Source organism: Gammaproteobacteria bacterium, from assembly GCA_019911805.1.
GTDB lineage: Bacteria > Pseudomonadota > Gammaproteobacteria > Thiohalobacterales > Thiohalobacteraceae > JAHJQQ01.
In genome coordinates this window covers 75,812-100,203 of record JAIOJV010000052.1, presented here as the reverse complement: position 1 = coordinate 100,203, position 24,392 = coordinate 75,812, and the positions used below count along the sequence as shown (strand labels likewise).

The following is a 24,392-nucleotide window of genomic DNA, read 5'->3' as shown; positions in this document are numbered from 1 at the left end:
GCGTTATCCCTGTGTACCTACCCGGATTCAACCTGATACAGGTGGGCCGCTGTCGGCTGCATCCGGTTTTGTGCGAAACAGCAGCAACAGCGGTGCCAGCATCACGAAACTCAAAGCCACGATCCAGAAGGCATCTATGAAACCGATCATGCTGGCCTGACGTTCAAGTTCTTGGGCGAGCAGTTGGGGGGTCAAGGGATCAGTCAGATCAAGCTGCCTGGTGGTCAGCCACTGCTGCAAGGCGGGATTATACGGGTTGATGTCGCCACCGAGGCGATTCCAGTTGACCTGCGACATGCGCGTAAATACCGTCACGGCGATGGATATCCCCATGGAGCCGCCGACCGTACGCGCCAGGTTGAAAATGGCCGACGCCTGATCGGTGGCCGCAGGCGGCAGGCTCGCGTACACCAGCGTCGACAGCGGTACGAAAATCATCCCCATACCCAGCCCCTGCACCACGCTCGGCCAGACGAACCAGCCGACGGACAGGCCGAGATTGTAGTAGGTCATCAACCCGGTGCCGCTGGCAGCCAGCACCAGCCCGGCCAGTATCAGTCGCGGCGCGCCCAGCCGGTTGATCAGGCGCGACACCAGGAACATGCCGAGCGCCGATGCCAGGCCGCGCGGCGCCATCACCAGACCGGTGGTCTGCGCCGGGTAATCGAACAGACCTTCGAGCATGAGGGGCTGCAGTGCGATCGTACCGAACAGTCCCATACCGAACACCGCCATCATCAGTGAGGCCAGCGCCAGGTTGCGATCTTTCAGCAGACTGAGTTGCAGCACGCTGTCACTGCGCGACCAGCTGCGCAGCACAAAGGCCACCAGCCCGGCCACGCTCACACCGACCAGCATCACGATCAGGCCCGAGTGCAGCCAGTTCTCCTGATTGCCGCGATCGAGCAGTGTCTGCAAAGCGCCGATCCCCAGTGCCAGCAGCAGCATCCCGATCCAGTCGACCCGTACGCTGCGCGCAGCCTCCGGCCTGACCAGGCGGGCGATCAGCAGCAGGTTGACGATACCGACCGGCACATTGATATAAAACACCCAGCGCCAGTCGAGTTGCTCCGTGATATAGCCACCCAACGTCGGCCCCAGGATCGGCCCGAGCATGATGCCGACACCCCACAATGCCATGGCCTTGCCGCGCTCTTCACCCGGGAAACTGTCGACCATGATGGACTGGGACAGGGGGATCACCGCGGCACCGAACCCGCCTTGCAGCAAACGAAACACCACCATCTCGGGGAGCGAGTCCGCCTGGCCGCACAAGGCGGAGGTCAGGACGAAACCGGCAATACTGATCAGCATCAGCCGGCGGCGTCCCAGCCAGGTCGCAAGGAAGCCGCTCAGCGGGATGACGATGGCCTCCATGACGATATAGCCCGTCAGTACCCAGGTGATCTGGTCGGCGGTCGCGCCGAGTGACCCCATCATGTGCGGCAGGGCCACGTTGACGATGGTCATATCCAGGATGACCATCACCGTGGACAGCATCACCGCAATACTCAGCAGCCAGCGGGGCGCACCGGCACCCGCGGACGACGGTGGCGCGGCGATGCTCATCGGGCTTCTGCCATGCCGGGCGGCATATCAACGTCCGGCCGGCGGCGGCTGTGGCGCAGACAACCCGGGATTCTGCACGGTTCGGGTGGTATCGATCGTCACGGCACAGCTGGCACCGATGCGCAGCGGTGAGTCACTGCCGCCACCAATGATCCGCACGCGGACCGGAAACCGCTGGGTCACCTTGACCCAGTTGCCGGTGGCGTTCTCGGGTGGCAGCAGGGAAAACGCCACACCGCTTGCCGGACTCAGTGACTCGACGACACCCTGAAACGCTGCGTCCGGATACATATCCATACGGATCGTCGCAGGCTGCCCCGGCCTTATGCGCTCGAGATCGGTTTCCTTGTAATTGGCCTCGACCCAGAAAACCCGATCCTCCACCAGGGGAAACAGCTGTTGGCCCACTTGTACAATATCGCCGGGCCGGATCGGGATCTCCCCCAGGGTGCCCGACGCCGGTGCGGTGATGACGGTATACGACAGATTCAGGCGCGCCTGGTCGAGCGCCGCCTGGGCGACTCCGATACGCGCACCAGCCTCGCCCTGTTGGTGCAGGGACTGCTGATAACCGGCCTGGGCGGCGTGCAACTCGGCCTCGGTCGCACGCAGTCTGTCGTGATCGGAATCCACCTGCGCCTGCGACACAGCCTGCGTTGCCAGCAGGCGGGTAGCGCGCGTATAGGCGTGCCGCGCATCGTCCAAGCGTGCCTGCTGCTGGCTGATCGTCGCGCTGGCGGCCGCCAGCGCCGCCGTGGCGGCCAGCTGCTGCTGCCGGGCGAGCGCCAGTTCCGCCTGCGCCTGCTGCACGGCGATGCGGTAAGGCTGTGCATCGATCTCCAGCAGCAACGCACCCTGGGTCACGTGCTGGTGATCCCGGACCGGCAACTTGATGACCCGCCCTTCGATCTGCGGCCCGATGCGCACCACGTGCGCGGTTACATAGGCATCGGATGTGCTCGGATAGGCCTGTTCATACCGCCAGAACGCGTACCCACCGGCCACCGCCACCACCAGCAGGATCGACAGCATCACCCAGCGGAATCTGATCATTTCCACAGTAGTTCAACTTGGCTCATTCTTGTCGGGAAACCGGCCGTGCCGGGGTAACCGGACCGGATTACCGCAGCGATAAAATCCCATAGCTCCCTTTGTGACGCTCGCCCGGCTAGCCGGCATCGCCACACAGCCGGCCACGCACAGCGTCTCAGGCCTGCTGACGGGCGAGGGATTGACGGTGGGAACAGGCGGTATCAACGAGGGATCAGTCACCTCCAAGACGCACAGACCACTGGATACAGGCGTGCGCGCCAGCGTACCAGCCCCCGCGTCGCGGCCGACCATGATGGTGCCGGCCTCTACCTCAGCCGCCGTGACTGAAGTCGGGATAGATCAACATACCGCCGTCGACCGCCAGCGTGGTACCGGTGATATAGCTGGCAAGATCACTCGCCAGAAATGCCGCAACGCGGCCGATTTCATCCGGTTCCCCTGGTCGGGCCATGGCGATTTTCTGATCGAGGTCACGCAGACCATCCGGGTTGTTCCACACATCGGCGTTGATCGGCGTACGAATGGCACCGGGTGCGATCGCCAGTACGCGCACACCCTGGGTGGCCACTTCCTGTGCCACGGTCTTGGTGAACATCGACAGTGCCGCTTTGGCACTGGTGTAGGCACTGTAGCCGGCCCAGGGGATGAATTCGTGCACCGAGGTAATGTTCAGGATCACGCCACGCTGTTGTGGCAACATGCGCTTGAGTGCGTGTCGGGTACAGTCATACGGGCCCCGCAAATCGACGTCGATCACCTTCTGCCAGTGTGCGAGGTCGCTGTCGACGCACAGCGCCCGTATACCATCCAGGCCGGCGTTGTTGACCAGGATATCCAGCCCGCCGAAGGCCGCGTCGACGTCGGTAAATAGTTTCTCCACCTGTACCGGCTGACTGACATCACCATAGACCGCCACCGCCTCACCGCCCGCCTGCTGAATCTGTTCGATTACGGTTGCGGTACTGACCGGATCATTCAGGGCGTGCACGGCCACGCGTGCACCGGCGGCGGCAAGATTGAGTGCGATGGCACGACCCAATCCGGAATTTGCACCCGTGACGAGTGCGCGTCGGGTTGCTAAATCGATGTTAAGCATGGTAGGTCCTTTACTACGATGACCGTTTGAAACTCCTTGCCTGCCAAGCGGCACGGCCTGGCCAGCAAAATGTGAAATTAAATGCCTGACACAGAGATTGCCCGGTACCTTCCGCTCATCGGGATGGTGGCTACTCACCCGGACCGCGAATGCCCATGCACAGTGAGAGTTATAGACCATAAACATCACTACGCTGATCGCCCCGAGCTCAGGCGTGATGATCTTCCGCGGCGTGACCGAACCGTTTTTCTGGATAGTCCCCGCCTACACGGGCGTGGCCACCCGTGCCTTTCGCGAAGCACCGCTTCGCGCGACCCGAACGCCCTGAGGCTATGCCGAAGGGCCGGGAATCCGAACGCGCCGGGCAACGAAAAAAGCCGTTCGTGAGAACGGCTTTTGGAGTTGGTCGGGGCGCGAGGGTGAGGGGCGTGCCTTTCGCGAAGCACCGCTTCGCGCGACCCGAACGCCCTGAGGCTATGCCGAAGGGCCGGGAATCCGAACGCACTGGGCAACGAAAAAAGCCGTTCGTGAGAACGGCTTTTGGAGTTGGTCGGGGCGAGAGGATTTGAACCTCCGACCACCTGCACCCCATGCAGGTACGCTACCAGGCTGCGCTACGCCCCGAAAAATACAGTGATCAAGCTTTGACCGCCCTTTGCGGGCGGGGCGCCATCATAACCGAATCCCGACGCAGTGGAAACGACCGGTGGGTCAGCGACGCAGCAACTGCAGGAGGTCCTCGAGTTCCAGACGCATCTGGCGGATGATCTGCTGACTTTGCGTGAGGTCGTCCTTGGCCTCTTCACCCGACAGGCGCTGGCGCGCGCCGCCGATGGTGAAGCCCTGCTCGTACAGCAGACTGCGGATCTGACGGATCATGATCACGTCGTGCCGCTGGTAGTAGCGACGGTTACCGCGACGCTTCACCGGCTTCAACTGTGGGAATTCCTGTTCCCAGTAGCGCAGGACGTGTGGCTTCACACCGCACAGTTCACTCACCTCACCGATGGTGAAGTAGCGTTTGCCGGGAATCAGCGGGAGGACGCTGTTATTGCTGGCTTCCAGCATATGCCTCTACCCTGGACTTGAGTTTCTGACCTGGCCGGAAAGTGACGACGCGCCGCGCGGAGATCGGAATCTCTTCGCCCGTCTTGGGGTTGCGGCCCGGACGGCGGTTCTTGTCGCGCAGATCGAAATTGCCGAAACCCGACAGCTTGACCTGATTGCCGGACTCCAGCGCCTGCCGGATCTCTTCGAAGAACATCTCGACGAGCTCCTTGGCCTCACGCTTGTTGAGACCCAGCTCTTCGAACAAGGTTTCGGCCAATTCCGCCTTGGTCAGCGCCATATGGTTCACTCCCTCAGATTTGCCCCAAATGATGCGTTCAATGCGGTCTGCACGTCAGCCAGAACCGCCTCCACATCCTGCTCCGCTAGTGTGCGTGACGAATCCTGTAGAATCAAGCCCAAAGCGATGCTTTTTCGTCCCGATTCTACTCCTGGGCCCTGGTACAGATCGAACACCGCCAGGTCCCGCAGCAACGGCCCGGCGGCGGCACGGGCCACGGCACTGAGCGCGTTGGCCGTAACCTGCGCGTCGACGATGAAGGCGAGATCGCGCCGGATGGCCGGGAAACGCGATATTTCCTGGAAACGCGCAATGGCGCCGGCCGCGACCCGCTGCGCCTCCAATTCGAATACCACCGTGTTCTCAGGGACATCCAATTCGGCCGCGAGTTCCGGGTGCAGCGTACCCAGCCAGCCCACGGTCTCAGCGCCCCGTTCGATCCTGGCCGTGCAGCCGGGATGCAGGCTCGGATGGCAGTCTGCCCGGAAGGTGAAGGCCTCGCCCACACCGCCCGCCGCGAGCAACGCCTCGACGTCGGCCTTGACGTCGAAGAAGTCCAGCGGCGTCGCCGTGACACCCCACTGCTCGGGCAGGCGACTGCCACAGGCCAAGCCTGCAATGTATGAATCTTGCGTTAATTCATCATCATGGATTATATAGTTGAGTCCATACTCGAAGAGACGGACGCGCGCCTGCTGCCGGTTCAGGTTGTGCTGCGCCGCCCGCAGCAGCCCCGCCCACAGGGTCGTGCGCATGACCGACATCTCCGACGAGATCGGATTGGCCAGTGCCACCGGCGGTCGCCCGGGATCAAGCCGCTGCTGCAGCCGGGGATCGACGAAACTGTAGGTGATCGCTTCCTGATAGCCGCGTTGCACCAGTATCTCGCGCCACTGGCCGATGCTCACCCGCGCCTCCGAGGGCGGCGTCGCCCGCAGGGCCGCGCGCGGACGGAGGCTGGGCAGCCGATCGTAGCCGTGAATGCGGCCGATGTCCTCGATCAGATCGGCCTCGATGGCCATGTCGAAGCGGTACGACGGCGGTTCCACGTCCCAGCCGTCGGCGGTCGCGTTCAGCCTGGCGCCGAGCCGCAGCAGGATGGCCTCGACCTCGGCATCGGCCAGTTCCACGCCCAACAGCCGCCGGATGCGGGCGCGCCGCAACCGGATCACGTCGCGGCGCGGCAACCGCTCCGGCGCGCAGACCTCGATGATGGGACCCGCAGTCCCGCCGACCAGGTCCAGCAGCAGCGCGGTCGCCCGCTCCATGGCGCGGTGCTGTAGTTCGAAATCGACGCCGCGCTCGAAGCGGTGGGAAGAATCGGTCTGCAGGCCGTAGCGCCGCGCCCGCCCGGCCAGGACCTCCGGGCTGAAGAAGGCACATTCGAGGAACAGATCGCGGCTGTCTGTGCCGACGCCACTGTCCGCGCCGCCCATGACGCCGGCGATGGCCAGGGCCTTGGCGGCATCGGCGATGACCAGCGTCTCCTCATCCAGCGTCAACTCGTGGCCGTCCAGCAGTTGCAGCGTCTCGCCGCTGTGTGCGTAACGCACCTCGATATGCCCGTCCAGCCGCGCCAGATCGAAGGCGTGCATGGGCTGACCGAGCTCCAGCAGGATGTAATTGGTGACGTCGACCACCGGGCCCAGGCTGCGCAGCCCGCCGCGGCGCAGGCGTTCCTGCATCCACAGCGGTGTGACTGCCGCCGGGTCGAACCCGCGGATGATGCGGCCGAGATAGCGCGGACAGCCCTCGGGCACCGCCACGCGCACCTCGAAGCGGTCGTCACAGCCGGCCGTTACCCGGCTGATCTGCGGCGGCGTGACGGCGCAGCCGTTGAGCACGCCGACCTCGCGGGCGATGCCCGCCAGCCCGAGGCAGTCGCCGCGGTTGGGCGTCAGGTCGACCTCGATGATGCGGTCGTCGAGGCCGAGGTAGGCACGGAAATCCTGACCCACCGGCGCCCCGGCCGGCAGCACCATCAGACCCTGGTGATCGTCGGCAAGCCCGAGTTCGCGGGCCGAACACAGCATGCCGCTGGAGACGACGCCGCGCAGCTTGGCCTGCTTGATCTTGAGATCGCCCGGCAGGCGCGCGCCGACCAGCGCGGTCGGCACCTTCATGCCCCTCCTGACGTTGGGCGCACCGCAGACGATCTGCAGCGGTTCACCACCCGTAGCGACGCGGCAGACGCGCAGTTTGTCCGCGTCCGGGTGCGGCTGCACCTCCAGCACCTCGCCCACCACCACATCGCTGAATTCGGGCGCGGCCAGCTCGACACCGTCGACCTCCAGGCCCGCCATGGTCAACTGTACGACCAGCTCATCAGTCGACACCGGCGGGTCGACCCATTCACGCAACCAGTTTTCGCTGAATTTCATAAGTCAGATGCAAGTCATAAAAAGATTGGCCATGGAAACACACGGAAATACACGGAATGTAAAACCCGCTGCATCCCCGGCTTCCGTGTATTTCCGTGTGCTTCCGTGGCTAAAATAAATTCCCCATCAGAGTCTTCCAGGTGTTTCCGTGGCTAAAACGGGTTTTTAAAGATTACCTGAATTGGCGCAGGAAACGCAGGTCGTTCTCGAAGAACAGGCGCAGATCGTTCACACCGTAGCGCAGCATGGCCAGGCGCTCGACGCCCATGCCGAAGGCGAAGCCCGTGTAGCGTTCGTTGTCGATGCCGACATGCCCGAACACCTTCGGGTGAACCATGCCGCAGCCCAGCACCTCCAGCCAGCCGGTCTGCTTGCAGACACGGCAGCCCGTACCACTGCAGATCACGCAGGCGATGTCGACTTCCGCCGATGGCTCGGTGAAGGGGAAATAGGATGGGCGGAAGCGCACGGCGAGATCGCGCTCGAAGAAGTTGCGTAGAAAGTCATCCAGCACGCCCTTGAGATCGGCAAAGCTGACGTCCTCATCGACAAACAGCCCCTCGACCTGATGGAACATCGGCGTGTGCGTCAGATCCGAGTCGCAGCGGTAGACACGACCCGGTGCGATGACGCGCAACGGCGGCGTGCGGTTCTCCATGACGCGGATCTGCACCGGCGAGGTGTGCGTGCGCAGCACTGTATGCGCATCGAAATAAAAGGTGTCGTGCATGGCGCGTGCGGGATGATGCGCCGGGATGTTGAGGGCCTCGAAGTTGTGGTAGTCGTCCTCGATCTCGGGGCCTTCGGCGATCTCGAAACCCAGTTGCGCGAACATGGCCTCGATGCGCGCCAATGTCCGGGTGACCGGATGCAGCCCGCCCGGCGCCTCGCCGCGTCCCGGCAGCGTCACGTCGAGGGCCTGCGCGGCCAGCCGCTCGGCCATGAGCGCGCCTTCCAGTGCCGTCTTGCGCGCATCCAGCAGCGCCTGCACCTGTTCCTTGGCCACATTGATGACCTGGCCAGCCGCTTTGCGCGCCTCCGGGGCAAGCTGTCCCAACTGCTTGAGTTGTTCCGTCAGCACGCCCTTCTTGCCGAGCACGCGCACGCGCACGTCGTCGAGCGCCTTGAGGTCGGCGGCTGCGGCAATGGCCTGTTCGGCGTCGCGGGCGATTTGTTGTATGTCGTTCATGCCCAAAACCCCCAGATCAGTGAGGCGTGAGGAGTGAGGCGTGAGGCGTAAAACCCAAACCCCAAACCCAAACCCGGTTTTAGCCACGGAAGCACACGGAAATACACAGAAATATCTATAAGGCTACGGGCTCGCACGCTTGCAACGTTTGCACCACTGCCTAAGCCAGTCCCAGGGGCTACGGCCATCCGCGCTACGGTTTTGCAATAATTTTTCCGTGTTGTTCCGTGTGTTTCCGTGGCCAATATCTTTTCGCCTCACGCCTCACAATAAACAAAAAGGGGACGGCCTTGTCAGCCCTCCCCTTTCCGTATCATCACGACATGCCGGCCGCGGCCGGTGGTCGTTCAGCCCAGGCTGGCCTTGGCCTGCTCGGCGATGATGCCGAATGCGGCCTTGTCGAAGACCGCGATGTCCGCGAGCACCTTGCGGTCGATCTCGACGTGTGCCTTGCGCAGGCCGTTGATCAGCCGGCTGTAGGACAGGCCGTTCTCCCGGGCCGCGGCGTTGATGCGGGCGATCCACAACGCACGGAACTGACGCTTGCGCTGACGACGGTCCCGATAGGCGTATTGACCGGCCTTGATGACGGCCTGCTTGGCGATGCGATAGACCTTGCGGCGGGCGCCATAGTAGCCCTTGGCCTGGTCCAGGATCTTCTTATGTCTGGCGTGTGCGATCACGCCGCGCTTGACGCGTGCCATATGCTATCTCCTCAGCTGTACGGCAGCATGCGGCGGACAGCCGCCACATCGGACTCGTGCACCTGGGCGGGGCTGCCCAGCTGACGTTTCCGTTTGCTGCTCTTCTTGGTGAGGATGTGCCGCAGATGGGACTGCGCGCGCTTGAAGCCGCCGCTCGCCGTGCGCTGGAAACGCTTGGCTGCGCCGCGGTTGGTTTTCAACTTCGGCATTGGAATGCACTCCGTATTCGTCATATCAATAGTCATCCGTACAGGGCGCCACCCGCAACCTGCGCGCGACGACTTTGGCCTGACGGACCGCTCACTTCTTCGGGGACATCACCATGACCATCTGGCGGCCTTCCATCCGGGGGAATTGCTCGACGACTCCGAGTTCCTCGAGGTCTTTCTTCACCCGTTCCAGAAGTTCCGTGCCCAGTTCCTGATGCGCCATTTCGCGCCCGCGGAACCGCAGCGTCACTTTCACTCTGTCCCCTTCTTCCAGGAAACGTATCAGGTTGCGGAGCTTGACCCGATAATCCCCTATGTCGGTGCCGGGACGGAATTTGATTTCCTTCACCTGCACCTGCTTCTGCTTCTTGCGGGCGACGGCCTGCTTCTTGTTCTGCTCGAACAGGAATTTGCCGTAGTCCATAACGCGGCAGACCGGTGGCTCGCTCTGGGGTGCGATCTCGACGAGATCCACGCCCGACTCTTCCGCGAGCGCCAGGGCCTGCTCGATGGTCATCACGCCGGCCTGTTCGCCTTCGACATCGATGACGCGTACCTGTCGGGCCGTGATCCGCTCGTTGACCCGGTATTTCTCTTTTCCAGCGCTGATACTCAGCCCTCCAAAACAGTTCGGCCGCGGCTCGCGATCTCGGCGTTCAGGCGCGCGACGACGGTCTCCACCGGCATCGCGCCCAGATCCTTGCCTGCTCGCGTGCGCACGGCCACAGAATTCGACTCAGCCTCGCGATCGCCGACTACCAACAGGTAGGGCACGCGCTGAATCGTGTGCTCGCGGATTTTAAAGCCGATCTTCTCGTTTCTCAAGTCCGATTTCACCCGGATACCCTGATTTCGCAAGGATTCCTCGACCGCCAGGACGGCCGCGTTCTGACGGTCGGTGATACTCATGACCACCGCCTGCACCGGGGCCAGCCAGGCCGGCATGATGCCTGCGTGGTGTTCGATGAGGATACCGATGAAGCGCTCCAGGGAGCCGAGGACCGCCCGGTGCAGCATCACCGGCACCCGGCGGCTGTTGTCCTCGGCCACATATTCCGCCCCCAACCGGCTGGGCATGACGAAGTCCAGTTGCAGGGTGCCGCACTGCCAGACCCGCCCGAGGCAGTCCTTCAGGGAGAATTCGATCTTGGGCCCGTAGAAGGCCCCCTCGCCCGGCTGCAGGTCCCAGTCCAGGCCCGTGGCATTGAGGGCCCGTTCCAGGGCGTGTTCCGCCTTGGTCCACACCTCATCGCCACCCACGCGTTTATCCGGGCGGGTCGAGAGCTTGAACAGGATGTCCTCGAAGCCGAAGTCCCGATAGACCTCCAGCACCAGTTCGATGAAGCGCTCGGCCTCATCCTGCATCTGCTCCTCGGTGCAGAAGATGTGCGCATCGTCCTGCGTGAAGCCACGCACGCGCAACAGGCCGTGCAGCGCGCCGGAGGGTTCGTTGCGGTGGCAGGAGCCGAACTCGGCCATGCGCAGTGGCAGGTCGCGGTAGCTGCGCAGGCCGTGGTTGAAGATCTGGACATGGCACGGGCAGTTCATCGGCTTGACCGCGTAGTCGCGGTTTTCCGATTGGGTCGTGAACATGTACTCCCCGTAGAAGTCCCAGTGGCCGGATTTCTCCCACAGGCTGCGGTCCACCACCAGGGGCGTACGCACCTCCTGATAACCGTGGGCGTCCAGCTTGGCGCGCATGTACTGTTCCACCGCCTGCCAGATGACCCAGCCGTTGGGGTGCCAGAACACCATGCCCGGCGCCTCCTCCTGCATGTGAAACAGGTGCAGCTGTTTGGCGAGCTTGCGGTGGTCGCGCTTCTCGGCCTCTTCCAGACGGTACAGATAGTCCTGCAACTCGGCCGGGGTACGCCAGGCCGTGCCGTAGATGCGCTGCAGCATGGCGTTGCGGGAATCGCCGCGCCAGTAGGCGCCGGCCACACTCATGAGCTTGAAGGCCTTGCCGAGTTTGCCGGTGCTGGGGAGATGTGGGCCGCGGCAGATATCGAACCAATCGCCCTGACGATAGACGGAGACCGCCTCGCCCTCGGGGATGAGGTCCTCGATGATCTCGACCTTGTAGGCCTCGCCGAGGTCGCCGAAGACCTTGATCGCCTCGCTCCGGTCCCAGACCTCGCGATGGATCGGCAGATCCCGTTTGACGATCTCGTGCATGCGCGCCTCGATCCGGGTCAGGTCCTCGGGCGTGAAGGCTTCGTCGCGGGCAAAGTCGTAATAGAAGCCATGCTCGATGGCCGGGCCGATGGTGACCTGGGTACCCGGATACAGCTCCTGCACCGCCTGGGCCATCACATGCGCGGCGTCATGACGCAGCAACTCCAGGGCGTCCTCGTCCTTACTGGTGACGATGGCCAGGCTCGTATCCCGGTCGATCACATGGGAGGTGTCGACCATGCGCCCGTCGATCCGACCGGCGAGTGCGGCCTTGGCCAGCCCGGGGCCGATGGCGGCGGCCACGTCCTGTACGCTGACCGGCTGATCGAACTGGCGCTGACTGCCGTCGGGAAGGGTGATGGTGGGCATGGTCGTCTCCAGTGGTGACCTGTACGCGGGGCCACGTGGTGTCCTGGAAACCCGGGCCGTTCGGGGCGGGTTCCCTGAATTCGCCTCATCAGAGGGTGAATCGCGCCCCTATCAATCACTTACAGGGCATCATCGGAGCGCGGATACTACACGTCGGTGGTCGGGCGGGTCAAATCACGGCGCGCTGTTGTCACACAAAAATCCGTCCTTCAATTAGAAGGCAGGGCGTTTGCGCGTCTTCATCCAAACTGCACTGTCCGCTATGGCCGGGAGACTGTCGGGATACCTACCACCGACCCAAACCGTATACTCATGCGAATTCATTCGAGATAACAAGGAGATAGAATGGTCTATCGGCGATCGGCCTGTCGAGAACATTTACAGATCACCTTAATAGAATAACCGTCAGCGCGCCCCGAGCCTGACAGATAAAGGGATCAAATTCATCTGATAACAAGATGTTATCGCTCGCCTGGGCTGAAACGGAACAATACTTGCTGTGTATGCGCGGGACGTTATACCGTCTGACCGGCAACCAGTCGGCAAGTCGAACATATTCCAAAAAATTATTCTGGAGGGGAAGGTGGCTATGAGGAAATACATCTGCGCGGTTGTGTGCTCACTCGCCCCACTGTCCATCCATGCCGCATCGCTGGGGAGTCTCGGTAACTTCCCACCACCCGTTTCCGACACACGGGTAGGGCTTACGCCGGGCAGCTACGATGACTATTACACGTTCTTCGCTGTCGCGGATACCGCCGACGCGATCATCAGCTTCAGTCTGGTGCCATCGGGCACCGGGATCTTTCAGGCGGGTGCCTTCTCTATCGAGTTGTATGCGGGGGTTTCATCCCCGGCTGGCTCCCCGATCGCCTCCGGCCTGAGCGGCGGCGGACAGTCAAGTGTCTCCTTTTCAGCAGACTTGGTGAACAATACGACGTACACGGTACGCACCGCTTTCAGCTTCGGCGTGGCGGGAACTGACGTGGCCGTTGATGCGACGACCCAAGTGAGCCCGATACCGGTACCGGCGGCTGTCTGGCTCCTGGGCTCCGGCCTGTTGGGGCTGGTCGGGGTCGCTGGGAAAAAGAGACGTCACTAGTACCGGAGAGGGTCACAGCCTCTGGCCGGTGATAATCCGAGCTGCCAGTACAAAGTTGTTGACGTTCCAGGGTATGAACGAACTGAACCCTGCGCACCGATGAAGTGCGCCCATGCCAGGCGCAGACGACAAAGCCCCGGAACGCCCGGGGCTTTGCAATAGCCGCTACGACACCCGTCAGAGTTTCGCTGTCCGCAGGTAGGGAAAGATCTCCTTTACCTTGCCGTACTTCTTCTTCGCATCCTCGGTCGAAACGGACGTCGGCACGATCACGTCTTCGCCGACGTTCCAGTCGGCCGGCGTGGCGACATTCTCCTTAGCCGCGGTCTGCAGCCCGTCCAGTGCCCGCAGGATCTCGGCGAAATTGCGGCCCACGTTCATCGGGTAGGTCATGGAAAGTTTCAGCTGCTTATCCGGCCCGATGATGTAGACCGACCGCACGGTCGCGCTGTCGGCCGGGGTGCGGCCATCCGGCAGGTAGGCCTCGGCTGGAAGCATGCCATAGAGCTTCGACACCTTCAGGTCTTCGTCCGCAATGATCGGGAAATCGACGTCGGCACCGCTGAATTTCTCGATGTCGCCGATCCATTTCATGTGATCCTCGACACCGTCGACGGAGATACCGATGACCTTGGTATTGCGTGCCTTCCATTCATCGTTCAACTGCGCCACAGCGCCGAATTCAGTGGTGCACACCGGTGTGAAATCCTTCGGGTGGCTGAACAGGATCGCCCAGCTGTCACCGATCCAGTCGTGAAACCGGATCTTCCCCTGGCTGGTATCAACCGAGAAATCGGGCACAGTATCGTTGATGCGTAAACTCATGTCGGTCTCCTTGTGTGTTGTGTACTTCAGGGCGGCGACCCTGCGGCCCCCGTACTCCAGGATCATCAATATATATATGGATGGTCCCGACGCCTTTCAAGTGTGCCGACAACCATTCTGACGCAGGGGTACGAGCTGCAGGGCGCTTACTTGAACCAGGTTCTTGGAAATATGGCCAGGGAATCCACGGAACAACACGGAAAAAAGCTCGTGGTGTAAAGCCCGGATAATGATCCTGGATTTACAGGGGGTAGTGGTGGGCAAGAACCGCCTCCAGCGGAGGCCTGCACGCGACACCACGTGGTATCTTGGACCCGGGCGTTCGGGGCGACCGGCGCAGGATTTCCGACAAGGGTTCCGATAGTGCGGCCCTGGTACCGGGTTCAGGGGTGGATCATGCCACTATCAATGTATCGCCCGAGTCAAATGCTCGAACAGGCGTGGTTGGGGAAGGGGCATGCATGACAAAAGCCAAGCTCCTGCTTGCGGACGTTGCGAGCGATAGCACGGATTTGCATACTCCCCGGAAGCACGGGTTCAGCGCACACAGCCGTCACGAAAATACCACGTAAGCAGGGGGCGCCTCTTGTCAGCAGACCCAGATCTCACCTGTCCTGAGTCATTGCATCGTCCGGCCCCACGGCCGCCGGCCCCGCCGCTGGCAGACTCCGCAACCGTTGCAACGCCCCCGCTGTGAGCCCGCAAATCTCAGCGACCTCTTTCTGGGAAACGTTCTTCGGTCTGCGTCTGCGCGCACGCCTGTTCCTGCTGGTGACACTCGCGACCCTGCCGGCCCTGGGCGTGATGGTCTACACGGCAACCGAGCAACGCGCCACGGCGGCGGCGGCGGCGGAGAGCGACGCGCTGCGCGCCGCCCACATGATCGCCAACAGTCAGGCGCTGCTCACCGAGAACGCCCGCTATGTCCTCCAGGCGCTTGCCGAACTCCCACCGGTACGCGCGGCCGATGCTACCGTTTGTACGAGCCATCTCGCCCCGCTGATCGCCGAGCAGGGGCGCTACATCAATGCCGGCCTGATCCGGCCCGACGGCGAGATCCTCTGCAGCGTGCGACCGATACTGCGCCCGGACGATCTGCGCCAGTGGAGTTTCTTTCGCCAGGTGATCGAAACCCAGACCTTCAGCGTCGGGGACTACCACGCAGCCTTTGCAGCGAACCAGGCCGTGTTGCATCTCGCCGTGCCGGTCTTCGCGGCACCGGGCAGCATTCGTGCCGTCCTGTTCGTCGCATTGGATCTCGGCTGGCTCAACGAATACCAGGCGAAGACCGAACTGCCAGCGGGCTCCGTGCTCACGCTCTGGGACCGCACCGGCGTTGTCCTCAGCCGGTACCCCGACCCGCAGGACTGGCTGGGACGGGACATGCGGGATTCGCCGCTGTTCCGCCACGTTGCCGCGCGCGCCCACGAGGGTACCGCGGAACTGACCGACACCGGCGCCGTGCAGCGCCTGTATGGGTTTCTGCCGATCCGGCACACAGAGCGCGACCTGGACGCCTATGTGGCCGTCGGCATCCCCACGGCCATCGCCTATCGTGATGCGGACCGTCTGCTGTGGCGCAATGTGATCATCCTGACCCTGGCTGCGGCCCTGACCATCGCCATGGCCTGGCTGGGCGCCGACATGTTCGTGCTGCGCCAGGTCCGCACCCTGGTCGCCGCGTCGCACCGCTTGGCCGGCGGCGAACTCGGCGCCCGGACCGGGCTGCGACACGGCCCCGGCGAGTTCGGTACACTCGCGCGGGCCTTCGACGAGATGGCGGCCAGTCTCGAGCGCGCCGACCGGGCGCGCGGCGCTGCCGAGGCCGAACTGCGCCATCTCAACGCCGAGCTCGAACACCGTGTCCAGGCCCGCACGGCGGAGCTGCAGAAGGCCAATGTCGCCCTCAAGACCGTCAATACGGAACTGGCCAGCTTCGCCTATGTCGTATCACACGACCTCAAGGCGCCGTTGCGCAGCATCGGCTCACTCGCAGACTGGCTGTCGACGGATTACGCCGAGCAACTCGACGGTCAGGGGCAGGAGTTTCTCCGGCTCCTGAGACAGCGGGTGCGCCGCCTGGATGGGCTGATCGACGGCATCCTCGAGTATTCACGCATCGGGCGGGTGCGCGAGACCATCGTACCGGTACACCTGCAGCAACTGGTGGAGGACGTCGTGGATGCCCTCCACCCGCCGGAGAACATCCGTGTAACCATCGAGAATCCGCTGCCGACCGTAGAGGCCGAACCCACGCGCATGCAGCAGCTGTTCCAGAACCTGATCGCCAACGCCATCACCTATCTGGACAAGCCGGAGGGCGACATCCGCGTCGGCTGCACCGCCGCCGGCGGGATGTGGAAATTCCACATCACCGACAATGGGCCGGGCATCGATCCCGCCCAGTACGACAAGGTATTCCAGCTCTTCCAGACACTGCAGCCGCGCGACCGGGTCGAGAGCACCGGCGTCGGCCTGGCGATCGTGAAGAAGATCGTCGACCTGTTCGGTGGGCGGGTCTGGGTGGAATCCACGCCGGACACGGGCAGCACTTTCTTTTTCACTCTGCCCATGGAACATGCACATCAAGCGACCGGAGAAGTGAACGATGAGAAAGACCGCACGCCCCATTCTGCTGATCGAGGATGATCAGGTCGATGTCATGACCGTGCAGCGCGCCCTCAAGGAGCTGCACGTCACCAACCGTCTGGACGTCGCGGAGAACGGCCAGCAGGCGCTGCACAGGCTGAAGGCGGCGGACATCGAGCGGCCGTGCCTGATCCTGCTGGACCTCAACATGCCCATCATGAACGGCATCGAGTTCCTGCGGGTCGCGAAGAACGACCCCGAGCTGAGGCGCATCCCGGTGGTGGTCCTGACCACGTCCGAGGAGCAGCGCGACAAGATAGAGAGTTTCGATCTGGGCGTGGCCGGTTATATGTGCAAGCCGGTCGACTACCGTCAGTTCGTCGAGACCATCCGCTCCATCGACACCTACTGGACCCTGAGCGAACTACCCGAATGACTGGAACGCCCATCCAGCTGCTGATCATCGAGGACGATCGGGTCGACCGCATGGCCTGCCGGCGTGAGCTGACACTGCAGACGGACGTCGAGTACCACTTCAGTGAGGCGGACACCGGCCGCGAGGGGTTGCGGCTGGCGCGGCGGCTGCAGCCGGACTGCATCCTGCTCGATTACCAGCTACCGGATCTGAGCGGTACCGAAGTATTGGTCGGCCTGGCCACGGACGCAGGCAAGATTCCGGTGCCGGTGATCATGCTGACCGGCGCGGACCGGGCCAGCCTGGCGGTCGAGAGCCTGCGCCTGGGTGCGCACGACTATCTGGTCAAGGATACCGAACGCCAGTACCTGAAACTCCTGCCGACCGTGATCGAGCGCGCCCTGCGCGAACGGCGGCTGCGTACCGAAAAGCGCGAGGCCGAAGAACGGCTGCAGGCAGTGGCCAACGGTTTTCCCGGCCTGCTGAGCTATGTCGACCGGTCGGAGCGCCTCCGCTACACCAACCAGCGTTATGCCGAATGGTTCGGGCTGACGTCCGAGGTATTGTATGGCATGACCCTGAAGGAATTCCTCGGCGAGAGCTACGCCGCGACCCACTCCGATATCCAGGCAGTGCTCGCCGGAGAACCCCGTGAATTCGACCGCACCTTCAGCGTCAACTGCGAGCAGCGAAAGCTGCATGTGCGCTACCTGCCACATATCGGGCGACAGGGCGGAGTACTGGGTTTCTATGTGATCGCGCTGGACATCACCGAGCAGAAACGTGCAGAGAAGGAACTGCAGCGGCGCCGCAGCGAGATGGAGCGCCTCATGCATCTGAACACGGCCAGCCAGACCGCCGCGGCCATCGCGCATGAACTCAACCAGCCGCTGAACGCCGTGGCCGCGTATACCGAGGCATCGTTGCGGATGCTGCACGATGGCGCAGACATGGCCAAGGTGCAGCATGCCCTCGGGCAGAGCGTCAGGCAGGTCCAGCGCGCCGGCAACGTCATGCGCGAGCTGCTCGCCTTCCTCCACCGCGGCGAAGTCGCCACCGAATCACTGGACCTCAATACCACCATCCGGGATGCCGTGGTGCAGTGCGAGGCCATCGACTGCCTCAACGGCCAGCCTCTGCGGCTGATGCTGGCGACGGACCTGCCGCGTGTGCGGGCCAGCCGTGTACAGACGGAGAAGGTCGTGATGAACCTGCTGCAGAACGCCGGCGATATCCTGTGCACAAAGGATGGCAGTGATGCCACGATAACCATCCATACCCTCATCAACGCCGAGGGTCAGGTGCAGACCACCATCGAGGACACCGGCCCCGGCCTCCCTCCAGCGGTACTGAGCCGGATCTTCGACCCCTTCTTTACCACCAAATCCGATGGACTGGGGATGGGACTCGCTCTCAGCCGCACCCTGATCGAGGCGCAGGGCGGGCGACTCTGGGCCGAGTCGCCCGGGACCGGTGCCCGCTTCAGCTTCATCCTGCCGGCGGACGAATCATGAGCGCGACACCCACCGTCTATCTGGTCGATGACGACACCGCCGTACGCGATGCGCTGTCCATGCTGCTGGAGGTCTCGGGCTTCCGTGTGGAGCGTTACGCCGGCGGTGAAGCCTTCCTGGCGGCCTGCAGGGACATCGTCCATCCGGCCTGTCTGATCCTGGACGTGCGCATGCCGGGCATGAACGGGCCGGCCCTGCAGCAGGAGTTGAACCGGTGCGGCATCCACCTGCCGATCATCTTCCTGACCGCCCATGGCGACATCCCCACCAGTGTGGCGGCGATCAAGGCCGGGGCAATGGATTTTCTGACCAAGCCGGTCGAGGGCGGGCTGCTGATCGACCGCGTCCGGGCCGCCCTGGCGACCGCCGCCCGGCAGCAGGCGCAGCGCGACGAGTCCGAGGCGCTGCGGTCGCGGTATGCCTCGCTCACGGACCGTGAACGGGATGTGCTCGCGCTGGTGGTCGCCGGGCACAGCAGCAAGGAGATCGCCCGGGTGCTTCGCATCAGCCACCGCACCGTAGAGACCCACCGCACGCACATCATGCAGAAGATGGCGGCCCGCTCGGCCGTCGATCTGACCACCATGAGCCAGGCCCTGGGCCTGCTCGACACCGATCCCGCACGCCCCTAAAAGCCTGACGGACTTGGGACTGATCTACTGCGCCGGCAGGATAGCCGCTGTGGTGCGCCACGATCATGACGCCCTCCGGGCCACCTCGACCTTGTATCCCGGGATACACCGCGATGAACTACGTACTTATACGTACGTAGACGCCCGGATTTTCCCATCCGCGCGAAGACGCTTTAATTGCGACAGCCCCGCCAGACGAACGGGATACCCAAACGAAGGGAGTCGGCATGAGAGCAACCACCCACGCAACTACAGCCCCCCGCCGGGGCCGCGCAGCAGCGGCCCACCCGGCCTTCGAGATCGGCAACGCAGCCACACCGTTTGACGACGATGAGGTGCGTGAAACCGGGAATACGGCATCAACAAACCGTCGCACCGGCAGCGTCCCTGCCGTCGATGCCCAGTGGGACGCCACCCGTCTGTACCTGAACGAGGTCGGCACGTCACCCCTGCTGAGCGCCGCAGAAGAGGTCCATTACGGCCGGCTGGTACGGCAGGGCGACGCGTCCGCCCGCCGGCGCATGATCGAAAGCAATCTGCGCCTGGTCGTCAAGGTCGCCCGCCGCTACCTGAACCGCGGCCTCCCTTTCCTCGATCTGATCGAGGAAGGCAATCTCGGTCTGATGCATGCCGTCGAGAAATTCGACCCCGAGCGCGGTTTCCGCTTTTCCACTTATGCCGTGTGGTGGATACGCCAGAACATCGATCGGGCCATCATGAACCAGTCCCGCACCATCCGTCTGCCGGTCCACATCGCCAAGGCGATCAATACCTGTCTGCGTGCCCAACGGACCCTGACACAACACCATGGTTTTGAGCCGAGCATCGAGGAGATCGCGGCACACCTGAACAAGCCGCAGGATGAGGTCAGACAGATGCTGGCGCTGCGTGAGGTGACCGCCTCGGTGGACGACACTCACGGTCATGATTCCGACAAATCACTGTTCGACTGCATCCCCGACGAGAACAGCAGCGACCCGCTGGAGCTGCTTGCTGACGATGATCTGCACAAGCAGATGGAAGGCTGGCTCGGCCAGTTGAACAGCAGGCAGCGGACCATGCTGGAGCGGCGCTTTGGCCTGAATGGCCGCAAGGTCGCTACCCTCGAGCAGATCGGTGCGGAGATCGGCCTGACGCGTGAACGCGTGCGTCAGATCCAGCTGGAGGCCCTGAAGCGATTACGGGAGATCCTCGAAGATGAAGGCGTCTCGGTGGAGACATTGTTTGCGTAGGGAACACGGCAAGAGCCCGCGCAAGGTTGAACACGATCACATTCCGGCTGTCCGTACTCTGCAATAGTCAGATCAAGACGAGGAGGATACGTGATGGAACACCGTTGGGGAAGCCGCAGACATGCCGAGATCGTAGTGCTGGTCGATCTGGGTCAGAACGTGTTGGAACGTGGCGTCATTCTCGATGTCAGTGCCAGCGGTCTGCGGGTACGCATGCCAGCCGGCCTCGAGCTGATGCCGCATTCGATGATGACAGTCCTGCACGTGGAGCGCGGTCCCGAACGACCGCATCGGGTGCGCCCCATCGAAGCACTGGTGGTGCGGCAATCGGGCCACGACGTCGGCGTGACCTATGCCGAGTTCAATCCCCCTGAAGCCTCTGCGCTGCTGCATCTGGCGGAGGCCGGGTCGGCCCTGTCGGCACGGGTTCCGGCGGCGCCAGGCACTGGTGCTGCGCGCCGGGTCGGGGCCTGAATGGGAATCCGCAGGCCCGTCCCAGCTTGCTAAAACTTTTACCACGAAGGACACGAAGGACACGAAGGCAACACCAAGTGTATGTTGGCTGATTTTACACTGGCCAGATTCTTCTTCGTGTCCTTCGTGTCCTTCGTGGTTCCTGGGTCAGATCTATCCCCTCCCCCGCCTTCGGGCCGATCGCTTCAGCCTCGTCAGAATTTTCTTAAACCATTTCTGGCCACGGAACCCACGGAACGACACGGAAAGAATTCATTGTATACACCCGGGACCATTACCCGCGGGTTGATCCTGGGGCTTTATGCAATGAGCCTGCTTCCGTGGCTGGCTTTCCTCTCTGCAGTCACGCATGGTGCAGGTCGGTGACCGGACGGCAGGCCTGACCCGCGCAGCCAATGTGGGATTTTACGGTTGGGATACCCTCGGGGTGCAAGGAACAGCTCTTGACTCTATAGTAGGCTACAGGGTTTAGAATGCCTGCATCGCGATGAGGGGTGACCATGCAGACCTTGACCGTGGGCAAGTTGGCCAGACAAACCGGTGTGGCGGTGGAGACCTTGCGTTATTACGAACGGCGCGGGTTGTTGCCCGAAGCCGAGCGTACGGCATCCGGCTACCGTTTGTTCCGTGCAGATGCGGTACGGCGCCTGCGCTTCATCCGGCGCGCACAGGCCCTGGGTTTCTCACTCGATGAGATCGCCGAACTGCTGTCGCTCAGTGATGACCCGGGCAAATCGGCGGCCGAGGTGAAGCGGCTGACCCAAAGCAAGATTGCCGATATCGATGTGCGTATCCGTGACCTGCAGCGTATGAAACGTGGGTTGTCGAAGCTCGACCGGCGTTGTTCCGGCCACGGTTCAACCGAAGAGTGTCCGATTCTCGCGGCGCTGGCAGACAACGCGGCCTGAATGCAGGCCTTGAAGCACCCTGTTCCGACCGAATTCACATAAGAGGTCTCAGTTATGAAGCAACTGCAGTTGGGTGTTGAAGGGATGACCTGCGCCTCCTGTACGGCGCGCGTCGAGCGGGCCCTGTCAAAGCTGCCCGGCGTGACTGAGGCGAGCGTCAATCTTGCCACCGAGCGCGCCAGTATCAGTTACGACCCGGCCGTGCAGGAGCCGGGGCGCATCGTGCAGGCCGTGACTGACGCCGGGTACACGCCGATCGTGGCGGAATACGAGGTCGGGGTCGAAGGCATGACCTGCGCCTCCTGCACGGCACGCGTGGAGCGGGCACTCAACAAGTTGCCGGGTGTGCTCGAGGCCGGTGTCAATCTGACCACGGAACGGGCGACGGTACGCTATCTGCCCGCCAGCGTGAGTCCCGATGAAGTGATCGCCGCCATCGAAGAGACCGGCTATGCCACCTACCGGCTGGATGCCGGCCCGGATGGGTCCGGGGAGGAACGCGAGGCCGAGGTGCGCGCCGCGACACGGCAGGCGATGCGGCGTGATGTCGGACTGGCCACCGCGCTGACTGCACCGGTCATGCTGATCTCGATGGGTGGAATGCTCATCCCGGCGATCGACCAGGGCCTGCGCGCACTCGCACCGATCGCGGTCTGGGACTGGGTGCAGGCGATCCTGACCACCATAGTGCTGTTCGGGCCGGGGCGGCGGTTTTTCCGTCCGGGCTGGATCGCCTACCGGCATCTCTCACCCGACATGAACAGCCTGGTCATGACCGGCACCGGTGCCGCGTGGTTATTCAGCATGCTGGTGCTGCTGTGGCCCGGCCTGTTTCCGACGGAGGCCCGCCATCTCTATTTCGAGTCGGCCGCGGTCATCGTCACCGTCATTCTGTTCGGCAAATTCCTGGAGGAGACGGCGAAGGGACGCACGTCCGCAGCGATCAAAAAGCTGATCGGCCTGCAGGCCAAGACCGCCCGGATACTGCGTGAAGGTCAGGAGCAGGAGGTGGCGATCGCACAGGTGCGTCAGGGCGATGTCGTGGTGGTCCGCCCGGGTGAGCGTCTGCCGGTCGACGGCGAGGTGACCGAGGGCGAGAGCTATGTCGACGAATCCATGCTCACGGGCGAGCCGGTGCCGATTCTCAAGCGGGTCGGTGACAAGGCGGTCGGTGGCACGGTGAATCAGCACGGGCTATTGCAGATCAAGGCGACTCAGGTGGGCACACAGACCGTGCTGGCGCAGATCATTCGCCTGGTCGAACGTGCCCAGGGCTCCAAACTGCCGATCCAGGGCCTGGCCGACCGGGTGGTGAACGTGTTCACGCCGATCGTGATTGTCATCGCCCTCATCAGTTTCTTTGCCTGGCTGTCATTCGGTCCGGAGCCGGCGATCACGCTGGCCCTGGTCAGTGCCGTGGCGGTACTGATCGTGGCCTGCCCCTGCGCGATGGGTCTGGCCACACCGGCGGCGATCATGGTCGGCAGCGGTCGGGCCGCCGAATTGGGCGTGCTGTATCGCAAGGGCGAGGCGTTGGAGACGCTCTCCCACGTGGATACTGTCGTATTCGACAAGACCGGCACCCTCACCGAAGGCCGTCCCCGCCTGACCGATCTCGAGGCGCTGGACGGTGACCGCGCCACCGCACTGGCGTTTGCGGCGGCGGTGGAAGTGGGCAGTGAGCACCCGATCGCCCGCGCCATCGTGCAGGCAGCCAAAACGGAGGGTGTGCCATCGTGGCCGGTGACTGAATTCAGTGCCGTACCGGGTTACGGTGTCCAGGCCCGTGTGGATGGCCACCAGGTACAGCTTGGCGCCGATCGCTTCATGACCCGTGAAGGCATTTCTCTGCAGTCGGTGTCAGAGCGGGTCACCGCGCTATCCGATCAGGGTAAGACGCCCATGTATCTGGCGGTGGACGGTCAGCTGCGTGCCATACTCGCCGTGGCAGATCCCCTGAAACGCGAAGCAGCAGCGGTGATCGCTGCACTCAAGCAGCGGAATCTGCACGTGGGCATGATCACTGGTGACAATCGTCGCACAGCCGCCGCGATTGCCGCCCTCGCCGGGATCGAGACGGTGCAGGCGGAGGTCCTGCCCGAAGGCAAGGCCACCGCAGTGATCGCGCTGCAGCAGCAAGGGCGCAAGGTCGCCTTCGTGGGTGACGGCATCAACGATGCGCCAGCCCTGGCGCAGGCCGAAGTCGGCATCGCCGTCGGCTCCGGCACCGATATCGCCATCGAGGCAGCGGACGTCACGTTGACGCGCGGTGATCTGTCCGGTGTGGTGACCGCATTGCAGGTCGCGCAGCGCACCATGAGCACGATCCGCGGCAATCTGTTCTGGGCGTTCTTCTATAATATTCTATTGATTCCATTGGCCACCGGTATGTTCTATCCCTGGACCGGCTGGCATTTGAATCCCATGGTGGCCGGCGTGGCGATGGGCCTGTCCAGTGTCTTCGTGCTCAGCAACAGTCTGCGCCTCAGGCGCCTGCGGGCGGTCGCCTACGGCACGCAAACACCCTCCGACGGCACCCCCCTGCACAGCGGCCAGCAGGCCAGCGAAGTGCGCACGGCCCACGGCACGCGGTAACGAACCGACATGG

At 63.2% G+C, this 24,392-nt stretch carries 21 protein-coding genes and 1 tRNA gene; 9 read left to right on the top strand and 13 right to left on the bottom strand.

Features of this window, described 5'->3' with window-relative positions:
• Positions 1-27 precede the first annotated feature (27 nt).
• The 12 genes from K8I04_05795 to thrS form a co-directional block, all read right to left on the bottom strand.
• Positions 28-1,569 (bottom strand): DHA2 family efflux MFS transporter permease subunit, encoded by a 1,542-nt coding sequence (locus K8I04_05795; protein ID MBZ0071220.1) that lies wholly within the window; start codon positions 1,567-1,569, stop codon positions 28-30.
• A gap of 27 nt (positions 1,570-1,596) precedes the next feature.
• Positions 1,597-2,628, bottom strand: coding sequence for an HlyD family secretion protein (locus K8I04_05790; protein MBZ0071219.1), 1,032 nt, complete (start codon positions 2,626-2,628; stop codon positions 1,597-1,599).
• 304 nt (positions 2,629-2,932) lie between these two features.
• Positions 2,933-3,718 (bottom strand): SDR family oxidoreductase, encoded by a 786-nt coding sequence (locus K8I04_05785; GenBank protein MBZ0071218.1) that lies wholly within the window; start codon positions 3,716-3,718, stop codon positions 2,933-2,935.
• Between the two features lie 547 nt (positions 3,719-4,265).
• Positions 4,266-4,342, bottom strand: a tRNA-Pro gene (locus K8I04_05780).
• A gap of 87 nt (positions 4,343-4,429) precedes the next feature.
• Positions 4,430-4,786: a MerR family transcriptional regulator gene (locus tag K8I04_05775; GenBank protein MBZ0071217.1), complete on the bottom strand. Its 357-nt coding sequence runs from the start codon at positions 4,784-4,786 to the stop codon at positions 4,430-4,432.
• On the bottom strand, positions 4,767-5,066 hold the full coding sequence (gene ihfA, locus K8I04_05770; protein ID MBZ0071216.1) for an integration host factor subunit alpha: 300 nt from the start codon (positions 5,064-5,066) through the stop codon (positions 4,767-4,769). Before ihfA ends, K8I04_05775 begins: the two co-directional genes overlap by 20 nt.
• A gap of 5 nt (positions 5,067-5,071) precedes the next feature.
• The gene (pheT, locus tag K8I04_05765) at positions 5,072-7,447 is read right to left on the bottom strand and encodes a phenylalanine--tRNA ligase subunit beta (protein MBZ0071215.1); all 2,376 of its coding nucleotides are present in this window, start codon (positions 7,445-7,447) and stop codon (positions 5,072-5,074) included.
• Positions 7,448-7,619: 172 nt separating this feature from the next.
• Entirely contained in the window at positions 7,620-8,636 is a 1,017-nt protein-coding gene (gene pheS, locus K8I04_05760) for a phenylalanine--tRNA ligase subunit alpha (GenBank protein MBZ0071214.1), read from the bottom strand.
• A 347-nt stretch (positions 8,637-8,983) separates the two neighbouring features.
• Positions 8,984-9,340, bottom strand: coding sequence for a 50S ribosomal protein L20 (gene rplT / locus K8I04_05755; GenBank protein MBZ0071213.1), 357 nt, complete (start codon positions 9,338-9,340; stop codon positions 8,984-8,986).
• A gap of 11 nt (positions 9,341-9,351) precedes the next feature.
• Positions 9,352-9,549 (bottom strand): 50S ribosomal protein L35, encoded by a 198-nt coding sequence (gene rpmI, locus K8I04_05750; protein MBZ0071212.1) that lies wholly within the window; start codon positions 9,547-9,549, stop codon positions 9,352-9,354.
• A gap of 91 nt (positions 9,550-9,640) precedes the next feature.
• Positions 9,641-10,165, bottom strand: a complete 525-nt coding sequence (infC, locus tag K8I04_05745; GenBank protein ID MBZ0071211.1) for a translation initiation factor IF-3 — start codon at positions 10,163-10,165, stop codon at positions 9,641-9,643.
• A complete protein-coding gene (gene thrS / locus K8I04_05740) occupies positions 10,162-12,093 on the bottom strand; it encodes a threonine--tRNA ligase (protein MBZ0071210.1) in 1,932 nt (643 codons plus the stop codon). Before thrS ends, infC begins: the two co-directional genes overlap by 4 nt.
• Positions 12,094-12,682: 589 nt before the next feature.
• Between thrS and K8I04_05735 the strand changes: the two genes are divergently transcribed.
• Positions 12,683-13,195: a VPLPA-CTERM sorting domain-containing protein gene (locus tag K8I04_05735; protein ID MBZ0071209.1), complete on the top strand. Its 513-nt coding sequence runs from the start codon at positions 12,683-12,685 to the stop codon at positions 13,193-13,195.
• 177 nt (positions 13,196-13,372) lie between these two features.
• On the opposite strand, the gene K8I04_05730 is transcribed toward K8I04_05735, so the two are convergent.
• Positions 13,373-14,020, bottom strand: coding sequence for a peroxiredoxin (locus K8I04_05730; protein ID MBZ0071208.1), 648 nt, complete (start codon positions 14,018-14,020; stop codon positions 13,373-13,375).
• A 1,383-nt stretch (positions 14,021-15,403) separates the two neighbouring features.
• Here K8I04_05730 and K8I04_05725 point away from each other — a divergent pair.
• The 8 genes from K8I04_05725 to K8I04_05690 all read left to right on the top strand — a co-directional run bounded on the left by K8I04_05725 (position 15,404) and on the right by K8I04_05690 (position 24,379).
• Positions 15,404-16,669, top strand: coding sequence for a HAMP domain-containing protein (locus K8I04_05725; GenBank protein MBZ0071207.1), 1,266 nt, complete (start codon positions 15,404-15,406; stop codon positions 16,667-16,669).
• Positions 16,629-17,045, top strand: a complete 417-nt coding sequence (locus K8I04_05720) for a response regulator (protein MBZ0071206.1) — start codon at positions 16,629-16,631, stop codon at positions 17,043-17,045. Before K8I04_05725 ends, K8I04_05720 begins: the two co-directional genes overlap by 41 nt.
• Positions 17,042-18,538: a response regulator gene (locus K8I04_05715; protein MBZ0071205.1), complete on the top strand. Its 1,497-nt coding sequence runs from the start codon at positions 17,042-17,044 to the stop codon at positions 18,536-18,538. The genes K8I04_05720 and K8I04_05715 overlap by 4 nt, the downstream gene beginning before the upstream one ends.
• The gene (locus K8I04_05710; protein ID MBZ0071204.1) at positions 18,535-19,170 is read left to right on the top strand and encodes a response regulator; all 636 of its coding nucleotides are present in this window, start codon (positions 18,535-18,537) and stop codon (positions 19,168-19,170) included. The genes K8I04_05715 and K8I04_05710 overlap by 4 nt, the downstream gene beginning before the upstream one ends.
• A 227-nt stretch (positions 19,171-19,397) precedes the next feature.
• A complete protein-coding gene (gene rpoS, locus K8I04_05705; GenBank protein ID MBZ0071203.1) occupies positions 19,398-20,402 on the top strand; it encodes an RNA polymerase sigma factor RpoS in 1,005 nt (334 codons plus the stop codon).
• A gap of 93 nt (positions 20,403-20,495) precedes the next feature.
• Positions 20,496-20,876 carry a PilZ domain-containing protein gene (locus K8I04_05700; protein ID MBZ0071202.1) on the top strand — a complete coding sequence of 127 codons (381 nt, stop codon included), beginning with the start codon at positions 20,496-20,498 and terminating at the stop codon, positions 20,874-20,876.
• A gap of 500 nt (positions 20,877-21,376) precedes the next feature.
• Complete coding sequence (locus tag K8I04_05695) at positions 21,377-21,784, top strand: heavy metal-responsive transcriptional regulator (protein MBZ0071201.1); 408 nt, start codon at positions 21,377-21,379, stop codon at positions 21,782-21,784.
• A 54-nt stretch (positions 21,785-21,838) separates the two neighbouring features.
• Positions 21,839-24,379, top strand: coding sequence for a heavy metal translocating P-type ATPase (locus K8I04_05690; protein ID MBZ0071200.1), 2,541 nt, complete (start codon positions 21,839-21,841; stop codon positions 24,377-24,379).
• The last annotated feature ends 13 nt before the right edge of the window (positions 24,380-24,392 follow it).